This is a genomic window from Gordonia sp. SID5947 (assembly GCF_009862785.1).
GTDB lineage: Bacteria > Actinomycetota > Actinomycetes > Mycobacteriales > Mycobacteriaceae > Gordonia.
In genome coordinates this window covers 1,822,753-1,835,573 of the sequence record NZ_WWHU01000001.1, presented here as the reverse complement: position 1 = coordinate 1,835,573, position 12,821 = coordinate 1,822,753, and the positions used below count along the sequence as shown (strand labels likewise).

Here is a 12,821-nt window from a genome sequence, read left to right as displayed (position 1 = left end):
CGATAACCCTGCTGCGCCGCCCGCCACCTAGACTCGGAGCGTGACCAGGACCCGGCATTCGACCCGCCCGCGCTCGTCGCGCGATGCGGGCGAGTCGGAGACCCGGGCCGAACGCAAGAACCGCACTCGACAAGCACTCCTGGACGCCACGATGGAATTGGTGGCGGATCGAAGCTTCGCCAGCATCAGCCTTCGTGAGGTGGCGCGCGGGGCCGGAATCGTGCCGACGGCCTTCTATCGGCACTACGCCTCGATGGAGGACCTCGGGGTCTCTCTCGTCGAGGACTCGATGCGTGTTCTCCGTCGCACGCTCCGCGAGGGGCGTCGTGACCTCGCGGCACGTCAGGCGTTGCCGACAGCGCAGAATTCGCTCGCGATTCTCCTGCGGCATGTTCACGAGAACGAGGCGCAATTCCGTTTCCTCGTGCGGGAGCAGCACGGCGGTATCGCCGAGATCAGGCGGGCGATCGACACAGAGCTCCGCTTGTTCTCGAAGGAGCTGGCGATCGACCTCTCGCGGCTGCCTGACCTGGCCAAGTGGCTCCCCGATGACCTGGAGATCGCGGCCGAGCTCATCGTGACGATCATGCTGACGGCCGTCGCCGACCTGCTCGACAACGGACATCGGGGTCGCGGATCCGAGCGCGAGCTCGTTGAGCGGACCGAGCGGCAACTCGTCATGGTGTTCCTCGGCATGGGGCGCTGGCGACCGCGTTCGGAGTAGTCGCATCCCACTCCTGACCGGCGTCGGCGATGTCGCCCGCAGGCTACGAATTCGCATCATGGCTGGTAGTGCGCGGAATCCGCCCTTATCCTGCTGTTACAGATGTGACTCAGGAGATAGAAGTGACTCGTGTGAAGTTGGTTGTCGGTCTCACCTCGGTGGCTGTGGTGTGCTCCGTCGTCTTCGGCACGGCAGGGGCCGCGGCGGCCTCGCCGTCGTGGTGGCCGCCGCAGCTACCGCCGCTGCCGCCGCAGATCGCGCGTCTCCTGGAGCCGCCGGTGCCGGTGGAGAAAAAGCTGGCCAAGAGCTTCGCCGCGCTGCAGAAGTCGATGCGCAGGTCGCTGCCGGGCTCTCTGGGCCTGGCCCTTGCCCCCGTCGGCACCGATCAGTCGATCGTCTTGGGCGATCTCAAGTCGGGACGCGCCTGGTCGACTCTCAAGGTACCGGTTTCGCTGGCGGCCCAGCGCAAGAACGGCGCTGCCGTCGCGGTGAAGGAGGACAAGGCGATCAAATTCTCCGACAACGACGCGGCAGGCGATCTCTGGGGCTCGCTCGGTGGTGGGCGCAGCTCGGTCGAGGCCGTCACCCAGGTTCTGCGCGAGGGGCACGACCTGAGAACTGCGGTGACCTCGGAGGCCGACGATCCGCCGTCGTATCCGGGATACACGCCGTGGGCGCTCGCCGATCAAGCACAGTTCGCTGCGCATCTGCCGTGTCTCGCCGAGAGTGAGCACGTGATCCGCCTCATGAGTTCCGTCGCGGCGAATCAACAGTGGGGAGTCGCGAAGATCGGCCGCAAGCAAGGCGCCGTGACGGCGGTCAAGGGTGGTTGGGGCCCCGCGACGTCTGCTTCGGCCGGCTATCTGGTTCGTCAGCTCGGGATCATCAGCACCACGCGCGGACAGATCGCCGTGTCGATGGCCGCAGTGCCTCGCGGCGGATCGTTCTCCAGCGGCGTCGCGATGCTCAACCGGGTGGGCGACTGGATCGACCGCAATCTCGCGACACTGCCCGCCGGACGCTGTTGATCGTCACGACGACCATTCGGCAGTCGCGATGATCAGTCGTCCTCGACCTTTGCGTGCCGACCGGTCGAGATGACCGAGGACGGTCGCTCCACCGGCTCGATCTGCTTGGCACCCTGGTCGCGGGCGCGGCGTCGACGCGGATCCGGCTCGGCTGCCGGGGCTTCTGCTTGTGTGCGTCCGGCCGGACGGGCCAATGCGGCCGCGATGACGGTCGTCAACGGCACCGACAAGGCGATGGCGATGCCGCCGACGAAGGACCGTGCGAGTTCGACGGCCACCGCGTCCGTGGTGATCAGCGAGCCGAACGGTTGCTGGGCGACCGAGAACAGCAGAAGTAGCGGCAGGGCGCTGCCCGCGTATGCGAACACCAGTGTGTAGACGGTGCTGGCGATGTGGTCCCGGCCCACCCGCATCGCGGCGCGGAAGGTGCCGAGCCGGGTGGACTCACCCGCGGCCGCGAGCTCGAATGCCGCAGATGCCTGTGTGATGGTGACGTCGTTGAGAACACCCAGGGTGCCGATGATGAAGCCCGCCAAGAGCAGGCCGCTGATCGAGATACTGCCTTGGTACACCTGGAGATTGGTGGTCTGGTCGCCCGACAGCCCGGTCAGGTGCATGGTGTCGATCGCCAGCCAGCTCAGTATCCCCGCCAGCATCAGGGACATCAGTGTGCCGAGCAGCGCCGAACTCGTCCGCAAACTCACACCGTGCGCCAGGTAGAGCACCACGAACAGGATGGCTGCAGAGGAGACCACGGCCACCGCGACCGGGGATTCACCGTCCAGGATCGCGGGCAGCGTGAACACGCCGAGGACCAGGAAGGCGAACGCCAGTCCGATGATCGACCGGAATCCGCGCCATGCTGCCACGAGGACGATCGCCGCGACGAACAGGAGTGCCCAGATGAGGGTGGGCACAGTGCGGTTGAAATCGAAGAACGTGTAGCGCGGGGTGCCGTCCGGGCCGGGGATCACACTGAGGCGGAGCTTGTCGCCGGTACTCAGAGTCGGTTGGCCGGCTTGCGGCTGATCCGGCGATCCGCGCGACTGGGTCACCGCGCCCGGTTCGGTGCCCGACTGTGCTCTGTTGGTGGGGACTTCGAGCAGCGTGTAACGGCCCTCGTCGTCCCCGCTGTCGATCCGCACCGTGCTCTGGATGCACGGGCCGAGGTCGGTGATCCCCTCGATCTGGAACTCGGCATCGTCTTGTGCGGTACCGGCCAGCGGATTCAGGCAGTCCGCACGAACCTGGGCCACCACCTGACCGTCGACGGCGCGGATGGATCCGCCATCCGCAGAACGGAATTGCATCGGGATCGCGTGTTCGCCGTCCGACGGCCACAACACCACCGCACCCGCGACCACACCGACACCGATGACGGCGAGGCTGACGATCACGATCCAGCGGGCGATGGGCGAGAGGACGGCGGGGACTTCCGAGAGATTGTGGGAATGTCCGTGGCCGTGTCCGGGATGACTCACGCCGACACCTTATGCGGTTTCCCGTGACGTGCCCATTCCCCGATGGCAGTCATCGAGGCCGTCGAAACACGTCTGACGGCCCCACGGTCTCATCGACCGGAGTAGAAGTGGAGACATGCGACCAACCGACGTACTGATCGACGGCCTCGGCCGGGTGTCCGACAACGTCCACGCGGTGCTCGACGGCATCACCGCAGAGCAACTGGTTCACCGGCCCACGCCCGAGGCCAACACCATCGCCTGGCTGATCTGGCACCTGACCCGCGCGCAGGACGCGCAGATCGCCGACGCGGCCGGCACCGACCAGGTATGGACGTCGCAGGGCTTCCACGAGCGGTTCGACCTGCCGTTCCCGCCGTCGGCCTCCGGCTATGGACAGACCCCGGAGGAGGTGGGGCAGGTGGTGGCCGAACCGGGTTTGCTGCGGGACTACTACGACGCGACGCACGACGTCACGGTCGGGTACCTCGGCGGCCTCACCGACGACGACCTCGACCGGGTCATCGACGAGAACTGGGACCCGCCGGTGACTCTCGGGATTCGGCTGATCAGCATCGTCGACGACGACGCCCAGCACGTCGGCCAGGCGGCGTATGTCCGCGGTCTAGTGAGCTGACCTCCGTCTCGAGAGTCAGATCCAGCCACGGTCGCGCGCGACCATCGCCGCCTCGGCACGCGTGCTCGTGCCGGTCTTGCCGATGGCCGAGGAGAGGTGATTGCGCACGGTGCCGGCGGACAGGTGGACCCGCGCGGCGATGGTGGCCACGGTTGCTCCCGACAACGCCGCACGTAACACCTCGGTCTCCCGCGGGGTGAGGGGATTGTCGCCGCTGGTGAGGCTTTCGGTCGCCAACATCGGATCGATGACGCGGAGCCCGTGCCGGACCCGACGGACCGCGTCGGCGAGCTGGGACGCCGGAGTGTCCTTCACCACGAACCCCGATGCGCCCGCGTCGATCGCCCGGCGAAGATACCCTGGTCGCCCGAACGTCGTGACGATGAGGCTTCGCGTGTCGGGCAACTCGGACCGCAGAGCGGCGGCAACCTCGATGCCGTCCATCCCCGGCATCTCGATGTCGAGCAGACAGACGTCCGCCCCGTGTTTCCGCGCCGCCGCCACGACTTCGTCGCCCCGGCCCACCTCGGCGACCACGTCGAGGTCGGTTTCGAGTTCCAGGAGCGCGGCGAGGGCACCGCGCACCAGGGCCTGGTCGTCGGCGAGGAGCAATCGGATCGGATCGCTCATGGCAGCACCGCCCGAACGGCGGTTCCACCGGCGGCCGCGGAGTCGATGGTGAGCGCACCGCCGGCATCCTCCACGCGCTCGGTCAGACCGCGTAGGCCGTTGCCGAAGCCGGATCCGTTCATCCCGTGCCCGTCGTCACGGATCTCGATCTCGTTGTCCCACAGAGTGATGGTGCACGTGGTCGCCGATGAGTGGCGCACCACGTTGGTCACCGCCTCCCGCAGCAGCCATGCGAACAGGGTGTCGTGGGCGGTGCTGGAGCGGTCCTCGGACGAGACCGACACCGTGATCCCGGCGGCGTCGAGCGCGCTACGGGCGGCGGCGATCGTGCTCGCGAGATCTGGGGAACGTAGATTTCCGACGGTGGCTCGTACCTCGTCTAGGGCTTGCCTGGACAGCATGTTCACTTCGCCGAGTTCCTTCTTCGCCCGCTCCGGATCGAGATCTACCAATCGTTGGGCGAGTTCGGATTTGAGGGTGATCACCGTCAGGGAATGGCCGAGGATGTCATGGACGTCGCGAGCCACACGCTCACGCTCGGCGACCACCGCCAGCTGGTTGTTGAGTTCGCGCTGACGCTCGTCGGCGGCGTCGCGTTCCATCTCCCGCGCGCGCAGCACGCGGATGCCGAGGAGAGTCATCCCGACCGCCACCATCACCACGACCGTGCCCGGATCGACCGCCCAGGCCGGAATCCATTCACCGACGAGTACGCCCGCGGCGATCAGGCTGATGACGGCGGTGACGCCGTATACGGGCGGAAAGGTGAACGCCGCGACGGCCATCAGGAACGGGACGACGCCGAATGCGTCACCGCCGATGATCGGCAACAGGCACGCGCCGATCGCGGTCAGGAGGACGAACAACCCGATCGTGAACGGCATCGAGACCTCGTGCTCGCGCGCCATCAGCGAGTACACGCACGTGACCACGTAGATCACCGCGAAGGCGACGATCAGCAGATAGCCAGAGACCTTCTGCGCGGTCGAGAGGTCGCCGGTGGCAACCGCCACCCACGGGTAGATCAGGAAGATGAGCCAGACGGCGGCGAACGCCCAGCGCACATCGCGCCACGGCGCCCACCATCGTCGCATTCCGGACATCTTCTCGTCGTTCCTGTCTCGCCGGCTGCGGAAAGGAGTCACTGCCGGGCCGTACTGCGACTGTAGAAGAATCCGGCGGCCGCGGCGAAGATCGTCCCCCACACCGCGATGTTGAGCACGCAGACCGACAACGGGACCGTCTCGCCGTAGACGGTCACGCCGTCGGTGAGCGGATAGCGGGCCAGCGTTGCCACGCCGAACATCGGGGTGAACTCGGAGACCGTCAGCATGGTGCCCTTGAGCGGCACGAACACGTTGCCGGCGAACGCGAGAAGGGCGAGGACGCCGCCGAGTGCCTGCATCGCACCGTCGGATCGGAGCACGCTGCCGATGGTGAGGCCGAGTGCGGCGAACACCGACGACCCGATCCAGCTCAGTGCCAGGCACCCGACCCAGACGCTCGCCGATGCCGTCGCGCCGGTCAGCGCGCCGACGACGGCGAGCACCGCGAGCGGCAGTGCCGCCATCGTCATCGCGACGACGACTTTCGTCGCGACGTAGCCGCGCGGACGCAGCGGCGTCATCCGCAGGGTGCGGGTCCATCCATTCTGTTGCTCGAAGGAGACCGAAGCGGCGTTGGTCGCGGCGGCCAGGATGGCGCCGTACACGGCCATGCCGACGAGGACATAGAACGCCACGTTGCCGTGGCCGACCGAGTCGTTCCGATCCCCTTGCGTCGCACCGAAGACCAGATAGAGCATGGCGGGCACCACGACGGTGAAGATCATGGCACGGCGGTTGCGTAGCACCCGGCGCACATCGGTGACGAGGTAGGTGGGTGAGATGAAGGTGGTGGTCATGTGGTTCTCCGTGAGTTCGATCAGGCGGTGAGTTCGAGGAAGGCGTCTTCGAGGGTGTGGGCGCTGATCTCGACGTCTCGGCCCGCGGTGTGGATCAGGAGGAAGCGGGCCAGTTCGTCGGAATCCCGGGCGCCGAGATAGACACGACCGCCACGTCTTTCGACCTCTGTGGCATGTGGCACGGATGCGAGGACCCGGGCGATGTCCGGCTCGTCGAGAACTGCGGAGACCACCCGGCCGCCTGCGCGTGCGCGGATGTCGGCGGTCGAGCCGTCGGCAACGATACGTCCGCCGGCGATCATCACGATCCGATCGGCGAATGAGTCGGCTTCTTCGAGGTAATGGGTCGCGAAAAGCACCGTCCGCCCATGCATGGCGTCGGTACGCATCGCCGCCCAGAAGGCCCGGCGGGACTCGACATCCATCCCCGCGGTCGGCTCGTCGAGAACGATCAGATCCGGATCGGGGAGGAGGGCCAACGCAAACTTGAGTCGCTGCTGTTCTCCCCCAGAGCATTTCGACACCGTGCGGCCTGCGATGTGGGCGAGATCGGCGCGTGCCATCGCCGACTCAGGATCGACGGAACCACCGTGCAGCGCCGCGACCACTCGCACCGTCTCCTCGACGGTGAAGTCCGGCTGTAGACCGCCGGTCTGCATCACCGCCGCGATTCGTCCGGAGCGCGCGGCCAGTTGCGGCGGTGAACCGAACACCTCGATCTCGCCGGAATCCGGCCGCGTCATACCCAGCACCATGTCCAGGGTCGTGGTCTTGCCTGCGCCGTTGGGCCCGAGGAAGGCGACGACCTCACCCGGGGAGATGGCGAGATCGAGGTGATCCACGGCGGCCACACGGGTGCGATCGGCGCCGCGGAAGGTCTTGGTGAGCCGGTCGGCTCGAAGTGCCAGGGGTGTCATGCCTCCACGATGCGCGGTGAGGGCATGACACTCCTGGCGGAGATGTCACTGATCTGTCATGACATGTGTCATGGGGGGAGATCGATCAGAACTTCACGAGCGGCAGCCCTTCCACGTCTGGAAATCCCCGGCGAATGCAGGGCCGCCGGTGCAGGTCGGGCCGTTCTTCCCGTCGACCACCACGGTGGCGCCCGGACCCGCGATGCCGATGGCCAGGCCTGGTCGCACGCCGGACATGGTGACCGTCGCTCCTTTACCGATGGCGATGGCGGCGGGTCCGGCGTAGTTGTCGCCGGTAACGGTTGCTTTTCCGCCGCCGTCGGTGATGGCGAGGGTGAGTCCGGTCGGGCCGGAATCGACCTGGCAGTTCGCCATTGTCGATGACTGCCCGGGCAGACCCGGACACACCTCCGGCGCGGCATGTGCGGCCGGTGCGGCGGCCAACGAGATACCGGCAGCGCCGGCACCGGCGATGAGGACTCCGAGGGTGGTGCGGGTGACAGAACGCATGATGTGACTCCTCTGTTGCGGTTGGCTGACGGGAGCGATTCGGCGCCGATGCCGGCATGGATGGGTGAGGACACCACGCCGGACAGCGCGTGGTCGTGCGTCAGATGTGCGACCCGACACCGCGGGGCGTGAGACGATCAGGGCATGGCGAGCGATGCGACGGAAGCAGCGTCCGGCACCTCGGGCGAATCGTCCAGCGAATCCATGCTCACGGTCGTGATCGCGTTCGCGATGAATGTGCTGATCGCCGTTGCGAAGACAGTGGCCGCAGCGATCACCGGTTCGGCTTCGATGGTCGCCGAATCCGCGCATTCCTGGGCCGATGCGGGCAACGAGGTCTTCCTTCTGGTCGCCGAGCGGCGGGGGGCCAGGGGCCGCGACGGCCGACATCCGTTCGGCTACGGCAGAGAAACCTACATCTGGTCGATGTTCGCCGCGTTCGGACTGTTCACCGTGGGCGCGGTGGTCTCGGTGATGCACGGGATCTCCGCCCTGACCGAGCCCGAAGAAGACGCGAATTACCTCGTCGGCTACCTGGTTCTGGCGGTATCTGCACTGCTGGAATGTGTTTCGTTCGTCCAGTCGATTCGCCAGGCGTCGGCCGGCGGGCAACGATTCTCGACACATCCGCTCCGGTTTGTCAGCCGCACGTCCAACACGACGTTGCGTGCCGTGTTCTTCGAGGATGCGGCGGCTCTGATCGGCTTGGCCATCGCCGCTGCCGGTATGGCCTTGCACGAGGTGACCGGGCAGGCGATCTGGGACGCGATCGGGTCGATTCTCGTCGGCATCCTGCTCGGCTTCATAGCGGTGTTCCTGATAAAGCGGAATGGTGAGTTCCTGCTCGGACAGGCGGCGATGCCGGATACGCGGACCGAGATCTTGACCGCGTTACTGCGGCGTCCCGAGATCGACCGGGTCACCTACCTGCACGTGGAGTACGTCGGCCCGATGAAGTACTTCCTCGTCGCTGCGGTCGACATGACCGGTGACCTCGCGGAACACGATCTGGCCGTCCGTCTCCGAAAGGTGGAACGTGAGATCGAGGAACACGAGAGCATCGTCGAGGCGGTACTGACGCTCTCGACAGCGGACGAGCCGTCGCTGAGGCCCTGACCGGGTGTGGGCGTAGGTTGGCAGCGTGGAACTGCGAATCTTCACCGAACCCCAGCAAGGTGCAACCTACGACGACCTGTTGCGCGTCGCGAAGGCCACCGAGGACCTCGGCTTCGACGCCTTCTTCCGGAGCGACCATTACCTGGCGATGAACGTCGACGGTCGTCCCGGCCCCACGGACGCCTGGCTCGCTCTCGCCGGTCTGGCGCGCGAGACCTCACGTATCCGCCTCGGCACGCTGGTCACCTCCGCGACCTTCCGCTATCCGGGGCCGCTGGCTGTCTCGGTGGCCCAGGTCGACCAGATGAGTGGCGGCCGAGTGGAACTCGGACTGGGTGCCGGTTGGTACGAGGCCGAGCATTCCGCGTACGGGATCCCGTTCCCGCCGCTCGGCGAGCGCTTCGACCGGCTGGAGGAGAGTCTCGAGATCATCACCGGACTGTGGACCACCCCGGAGGGCGAAACGTTTGACCATCCCGGCGGGCACTACCCGGTGAGTGAGTCGCCCGCACTGCCGAAGCCGACGCAGTCGCCCCGGCCGCCGATCATCATCGGCGGCGCCGGCAAGAAACGCACGCCCGCGCTCGCGGCTCGTTTCGGCGACGAGTTCAACGCGGCTTTTCAGCCGGTCGATCAGGCGCGGGCGCAGTTCGAGCGGGTGGGTGCGGCGGTCGAGGACGCCGGCCGCTCAGCCGATTCGATCACCTATTCGGCGGCGTTGGTGTTGTGCTGCGGTGGCTCCGAGGAGGAGTTGGCACGGCGGGCGACGGCCATCGGGCGCGAGGTGGGTGAGCTCCGTGAGAATGGTGCCGCGGGAACGCCCGCCGAAGTGGTGGAGAAGATCGAGAGCTACCGCGCAGCGGGTGCGAGCCGGATCTACTTGCAGACGCTCGACCTGAGCGACCTGGATCACCTGGAGTTGGTCGCGAACGAGGTTGCGCCACAACTGCGCTGATCTCACCGATGAGCGATGTGTTGCGACAGGCGGTTCATGATGCCGAGTAGCTCGGCGCCGTCCGTCTCGGACAGGACGTCGATGAACAATGTTCGGACGCATCGTGCATGGTCGTGCGCCGCGGCGCGGAACACCTCGACGCCACGAGCGGTGAGTACCGCGTAGCTTCCGCGTCGGTCCTCGTCTGCCCGCTCGCGGCTGAGCCAGCCGCGGCGTACGAGTGTGTCGATCTGGTACGACAGCCGCGACGTCGAGAACACCAGATGCTCTGAGAGATCGCGCATTCGGAGGCGTCGTCGCGGGGCGTCGTACAGCAACATCAACACCTGATAGTCGGCGAGAGACATGCCCGCGCTCGCCTTCAGGTCGTCGTCGAGAACGGTCTGAAGGCGAGCGCTGGTCTCGATGAAGACCTGCCAGGCGTCGAGCCGAGGGTCTCTCGCCGAAGGTCGGGGGCTCACCGGGAGGTGTGGGGCATCAATGCGTCCGGTGGGATGACGCCGAGTCGTCCGGCCTCGAAGTCCTCGATGGCCTCGACGAGTTGCTGCTTGGTGTTCATCACGAACGGGCCGTACTGGAACACCGGCTCGCGGATGGGTCGTCCCCCGAGCACCAGTAGTTCGAGTGCCGGCCGGTTCGAGTCCTGGCCTTCGTCTGCGTTGACGGTGATCCGATCGCCCTTGCCGAACACCACCAGCTGTCCCTGCCGCACCGGTCGTGCGTCGGGGCCGACGGTGCCGCGCCCGGACAGGACGTATACCAGCGCGTTGAAGTCGGGGCGCCACGGAATCGACAGTCTCGCTCCGGGCGTGACGGTGGCGTGCGCGAACGTGATCGGAGTGTGGGTCGAACCCGGCCCGGCGTGACCGTCGATCTCTCCGGCGATGATGCGGATCAGGGCGCCTGCATCTTCGGTGGTCAGCAGGGCGGCCTGGCCGCCCTCGAGGTTCTGGTACTTGGGCGTTATGAACTTGTCGACCGCCGGCAAGTTCACCCACAGCTGGATCCCGTGGAACAGGCCGCCGGAATCCACGAGTTCGGCCGGCGGGGTCTCGATGTGCAGGATGCCGGCTCCCGCAGTCATCCATTGCGTCGCACCGTTCTCGATGAGGCCGCCACCACCGGTCGAATCCTGGTGCTGGAACCGGCCGTCGATCATGTAGGTGACTGTCTCGAACCCGCGGTGCGGGTGCCACGACGTGCCCTTCGGCTCACCCGGCTCGTAGTCGACCTCGCCCATCTGGTCCATGTGCACGAACGGGTCGAGGTCGGCGCTCGACACCCCGGCGAAGGCCCGGACCACCGGGAAACCCTCACCCTCGTAGCCGCGGGGGCCGGTGGTCACCGACTTGACCGGGCGTTCGGTCTTCTCGGGCGCGGCAGCGCTCAACCGCGGCAGGGTCAAGGTGTCGGCGGTGATGGCAGGCATGGCGGGCTCCTCTCGGTAGCTCAATTTTGAGCTATGTGGTGCTCAACGGGGCGTGGCCGCGTCGTATTCCCATGCCTTGGCGCCCGGCGTCAGACGGCGGTCGCCGCCGGGGCAGAGCGTGTCGTCGTCGGCCAACCCGTACTCCAGGCCGGCAGCACGAGACAACTTTGATCGGATCACACGATCGCGGCGGTCGACCATGAATAATCGGGCCATGGCAGAGACTGGTACCGGAAATCGCGGCTCCGGCGACGGCGTGCGTCCTGCCGAACGGCAGCGCATCAAGAAGCTCGCACAAGCTGCGCTCAACGCGGATGTGACGGTCGACCAGGTCGAGGCGATCCTGACGGACCTCGGCGACGTGCTCGTCGACATGAACAAGACGATCGGTGGACTCGACGGTGCCATCGACACCCTCGACGGCACCTTGTCGCGGCTGTCGGGGACGCTCGATCAGGTCGATTCGACCGTCGTCACGATGGGGGACGTGGTCGATCGGCTCGAGCGGGTGGTGAGCCGGGTGGAGATCCTGGTCGGGATCGGCGAGGCGGCGTTGCGTCCGCTCGGCGCACTGGAATCGGCAGGGCGCGGTGTGGCCGCCCGGCTCGGCCTTCTCCGCTGAACGGTGACGGAGCCACAATGGTGGACATGAGAGTGGAAGAACGTTCGTTCCGAGGCCGACACGGTGAGACGATCACCTACGACGTCAGCCGGCCCGATCGTGTCCCGCGGGGGACGGTCGTGATTGCGCACGGGCTCGGCGAACACGGCCGTCGCTACGCCCACGTGGTCGAGCGGCTTGCCTCCGCGGGCTACGTCGTCGCCGTGCCCGATCACCTCGGTCACGGCCGATCGGGCGGCAAACGTCTTCGTGTGCAGAAGTTCTCTGACTACACCGATGATCTGGGTACGGTGCTGGACCAGATCGTCGACGACGATCTGCCCACGTTTCTGATCGGGCACAGCATGGGCGGCTGCATCGCTTTGGACTTCGCGCTCGACCACCAGGACCGATTGGACGGTCTGGTGCTCTCGGGTGCCGCGGTGATCCCGGGTGACGATCTGTCGCCGGTCGCGGTCAGGCTGGCGCCGCTACTCGGCCGGGTCGCGCCGGGCCTGCCCACCACGGCACTGGATTCCGCGAGCATCTCGCGCGACCCGCAGGTGGTTGCCACCTACGACACGGATCCGCTGGTGACTCGCGGCAAGATTCCGGCCCGCCTCGGCAGCGCGATGCTGGCAACCATGCAGTCGTTCCCTCGCCGGTTGCCCGGACTGCACATCCCGCTGCTCGTGTTGCATGGCGGGGCCGACGCTCTGACGAGTCCGGCGGGCAGCGAGATGGTCGACCGGCTCGCAGCATCGGAGGACAAGACGCTGACGATCTACGACGGCCTGTATCACGAGATCTTCAACGAGCCCGAACGCGATCAGGTGATCTCGGACGTGGTCGGCTGGTTGGCCGATCACACGCCCGAGACCACCTGATTCGTGGCCGACACGGACCACCTC

The 12,821-nt window shown here is 66.9% G+C and carries 16 protein-coding genes; 7 read left to right on the top strand and 9 right to left on the bottom strand.

What is annotated here, in order from left to right; genetic code table 11:
* Nucleotides 1–40 precede the first annotated feature (40 nt).
* Together GTV32_RS08495 and GTV32_RS08490 are read left to right on the top strand one after the other, a co-directional pair.
* Nucleotides 41–724 carry a TetR family transcriptional regulator gene (locus GTV32_RS08495; protein WP_161059771.1) on the top strand — a complete coding sequence of 228 codons (684 nt, stop codon included), beginning with the start codon at nt 41–43 and terminating at the stop codon, nt 722–724.
* Between the two features lie 131 nt (nt 725–855).
* On the top strand, nt 856–1,752 hold the full coding sequence (locus GTV32_RS08490; RefSeq protein WP_343287258.1) for a hypothetical protein: 897 nt from the start codon (nt 856–858) through the stop codon (nt 1,750–1,752).
* Nucleotides 1,753–1,784: 32 nt separating this feature from the next.
* On the opposite strand, the gene GTV32_RS08485 is transcribed toward GTV32_RS08490, so the two are convergent.
* Nucleotides 1,785–3,233 carry a YibE/F family protein gene (locus GTV32_RS08485; protein WP_161059770.1) on the bottom strand — a complete coding sequence of 483 codons (1,449 nt, stop codon included), beginning with the start codon at nt 3,231–3,233 and terminating at the stop codon, nt 1,785–1,787.
* 115 nt (nt 3,234–3,348) lie between these two features.
* Here GTV32_RS08485 and GTV32_RS08480 point away from each other — a divergent pair, with 115 nt between their 5' ends.
* Nucleotides 3,349–3,849 (top strand): DUF664 domain-containing protein, encoded by a 501-nt coding sequence (locus tag GTV32_RS08480; RefSeq protein WP_161059769.1) that lies wholly within the window; start codon nt 3,349–3,351, stop codon nt 3,847–3,849.
* Between the two features lie 15 nt (nt 3,850–3,864).
* Here the strand turns inward: GTV32_RS08480 and GTV32_RS08475 are convergent, their stop codons facing one another.
* From GTV32_RS08475 to GTV32_RS08455, 5 genes are all read right to left on the bottom strand, one after another.
* Nucleotides 3,865–4,479 carry a response regulator transcription factor gene (locus tag GTV32_RS08475; RefSeq protein ID WP_161059768.1) on the bottom strand — a complete coding sequence of 205 codons (615 nt, stop codon included), beginning with the start codon at nt 4,477–4,479 and terminating at the stop codon, nt 3,865–3,867.
* On the bottom strand, nt 4,476–5,582 hold the full coding sequence (locus GTV32_RS08470; protein ID WP_161059767.1) for a sensor histidine kinase: 1,107 nt from the start codon (nt 5,580–5,582) through the stop codon (nt 4,476–4,478). Before GTV32_RS08470 ends, GTV32_RS08475 begins: the two co-directional genes overlap by 4 nt.
* A 38-nt stretch (nt 5,583–5,620) precedes the next feature.
* Nucleotides 5,621–6,382 carry an ABC transporter permease gene (locus GTV32_RS08465; protein WP_161059766.1) on the bottom strand — a complete coding sequence of 254 codons (762 nt, stop codon included), beginning with the start codon at nt 6,380–6,382 and terminating at the stop codon, nt 5,621–5,623.
* 20 nt (nt 6,383–6,402) lie between these two features.
* On the bottom strand, nt 6,403–7,299 hold the full coding sequence (locus tag GTV32_RS08460) for an ABC transporter ATP-binding protein (protein ID WP_161059765.1): 897 nt from the start codon (nt 7,297–7,299) through the stop codon (nt 6,403–6,405).
* 93 nt (nt 7,300–7,392) lie between these two features.
* On the bottom strand, nt 7,393–7,809 hold the full coding sequence (locus GTV32_RS08455; RefSeq protein WP_161059764.1) for a hypothetical protein: 417 nt from the start codon (nt 7,807–7,809) through the stop codon (nt 7,393–7,395).
* Nucleotides 7,810–7,953: 144 nt separating this feature from the next.
* Between GTV32_RS08455 and GTV32_RS08450 the strand changes: the two genes are divergently transcribed.
* A complete protein-coding gene (locus GTV32_RS08450) occupies nt 7,954–8,925 on the top strand; it encodes a cation diffusion facilitator family transporter (RefSeq protein ID WP_237421500.1) in 972 nt (323 codons plus the stop codon).
* Nucleotides 8,926–8,950: 25 nt separating this feature from the next.
* Entirely contained in the window at nt 8,951–9,880 is a 930-nt protein-coding gene (locus GTV32_RS08445) for an LLM class F420-dependent oxidoreductase (protein WP_161059763.1), read from the top strand.
* Nucleotides 9,881–9,882: 2 nt separating this feature from the next.
* Here the strand turns inward: GTV32_RS08445 and GTV32_RS23365 are convergent, their stop codons facing one another.
* From GTV32_RS23365 to GTV32_RS08430, 3 genes are read right to left on the bottom strand one after another with little or no spacing between them, the layout of a single operon-like run.
* The gene (locus GTV32_RS23365) at nt 9,883–10,341 is read right to left on the bottom strand and encodes a MarR family transcriptional regulator (RefSeq protein WP_343287257.1); all 459 of its coding nucleotides are present in this window, start codon (nt 10,339–10,341) and stop codon (nt 9,883–9,885) included.
* Complete coding sequence (locus GTV32_RS23360; protein ID WP_161059762.1) at nt 10,338–11,309, bottom strand: pirin family protein; 972 nt, start codon at nt 11,307–11,309, stop codon at nt 10,338–10,340. The genes GTV32_RS23365 and GTV32_RS23360 overlap by 4 nt, the downstream gene beginning before the upstream one ends.
* Nucleotides 11,310–11,351: 42 nt before the next feature.
* A complete protein-coding gene (locus GTV32_RS08430) occupies nt 11,352–11,525 on the bottom strand; it encodes a hypothetical protein (RefSeq protein ID WP_161059761.1) in 174 nt (57 codons plus the stop codon).
* Between GTV32_RS08430 and GTV32_RS08425 the strand changes: the two genes are divergently transcribed.
* Together GTV32_RS08425 and GTV32_RS08420 are read left to right on the top strand one after the other, a co-directional pair.
* A complete protein-coding gene (locus GTV32_RS08425; protein ID WP_161059760.1) occupies nt 11,524–11,931 on the top strand; it encodes a hypothetical protein in 408 nt (135 codons plus the stop codon). The two genes, GTV32_RS08430 and GTV32_RS08425, sit on opposite strands and share 2 nt — an antisense overlap.
* A 26-nt stretch (nt 11,932–11,957) precedes the next feature.
* The gene (locus GTV32_RS08420) at nt 11,958–12,797 is read left to right on the top strand and encodes an alpha/beta hydrolase (protein ID WP_161059759.1); all 840 of its coding nucleotides are present in this window, start codon (nt 11,958–11,960) and stop codon (nt 12,795–12,797) included.
* The last annotated feature ends 24 nt before the right edge of the window (nt 12,798–12,821 follow it).

Coding starts and splice junctions, on each gene's coding strand:
- GTV32_RS08480 (WP_161059769.1), top strand. CDS start 3,349: ATGCGACCAACCGACGTACTGATCGACGGCCTCGGCCGGGTGTCCGAC.
- GTV32_RS08475 (WP_161059768.1), bottom strand. CDS start 4,479: ATGAGCGATCCGATCCGATTGCTCCTCGCCGACGACCAGGCCCTGGTG.
- GTV32_RS08470 (WP_161059767.1), bottom strand. CDS start 5,582: ATGTCCGGAATGCGACGATGGTGGGCGCCGTGGCGCGATGTGCGCTGG.
- GTV32_RS08465 (WP_161059766.1), bottom strand. CDS start 6,382: ATGACCACCACCTTCATCTCACCCACCTACCTCGTCACCGATGTGCGC.
- GTV32_RS08460 (WP_161059765.1), bottom strand. CDS start 7,299: ATGACACCCCTGGCACTTCGAGCCGACCGGCTCACCAAGACCTTCCGC.
- GTV32_RS08455 (WP_161059764.1), bottom strand. CDS start 7,809: ATGCGTTCTGTCACCCGCACCACCCTCGGAGTCCTCATCGCCGGTGCC.
- GTV32_RS08450 (WP_237421500.1), top strand. CDS start 7,954: ATGGCGAGCGATGCGACGGAAGCAGCGTCCGGCACCTCGGGCGAATCG.
- GTV32_RS23360 (WP_161059762.1), bottom strand. CDS start 11,309: ATGCCTGCCATCACCGCCGACACCTTGACCCTGCCGCGGTTGAGCGCT.
- GTV32_RS08425 (WP_161059760.1), top strand. CDS start 11,524: ATGGCAGAGACTGGTACCGGAAATCGCGGCTCCGGCGACGGCGTGCGT.
- GTV32_RS08430 (WP_161059761.1), bottom strand. CDS start 11,525: ATGGCCCGATTATTCATGGTCGACCGCCGCGATCGTGTGATCCGATCA.
- GTV32_RS08420 (WP_161059759.1), top strand. CDS start 11,958: ATGAGAGTGGAAGAACGTTCGTTCCGAGGCCGACACGGTGAGACGATC.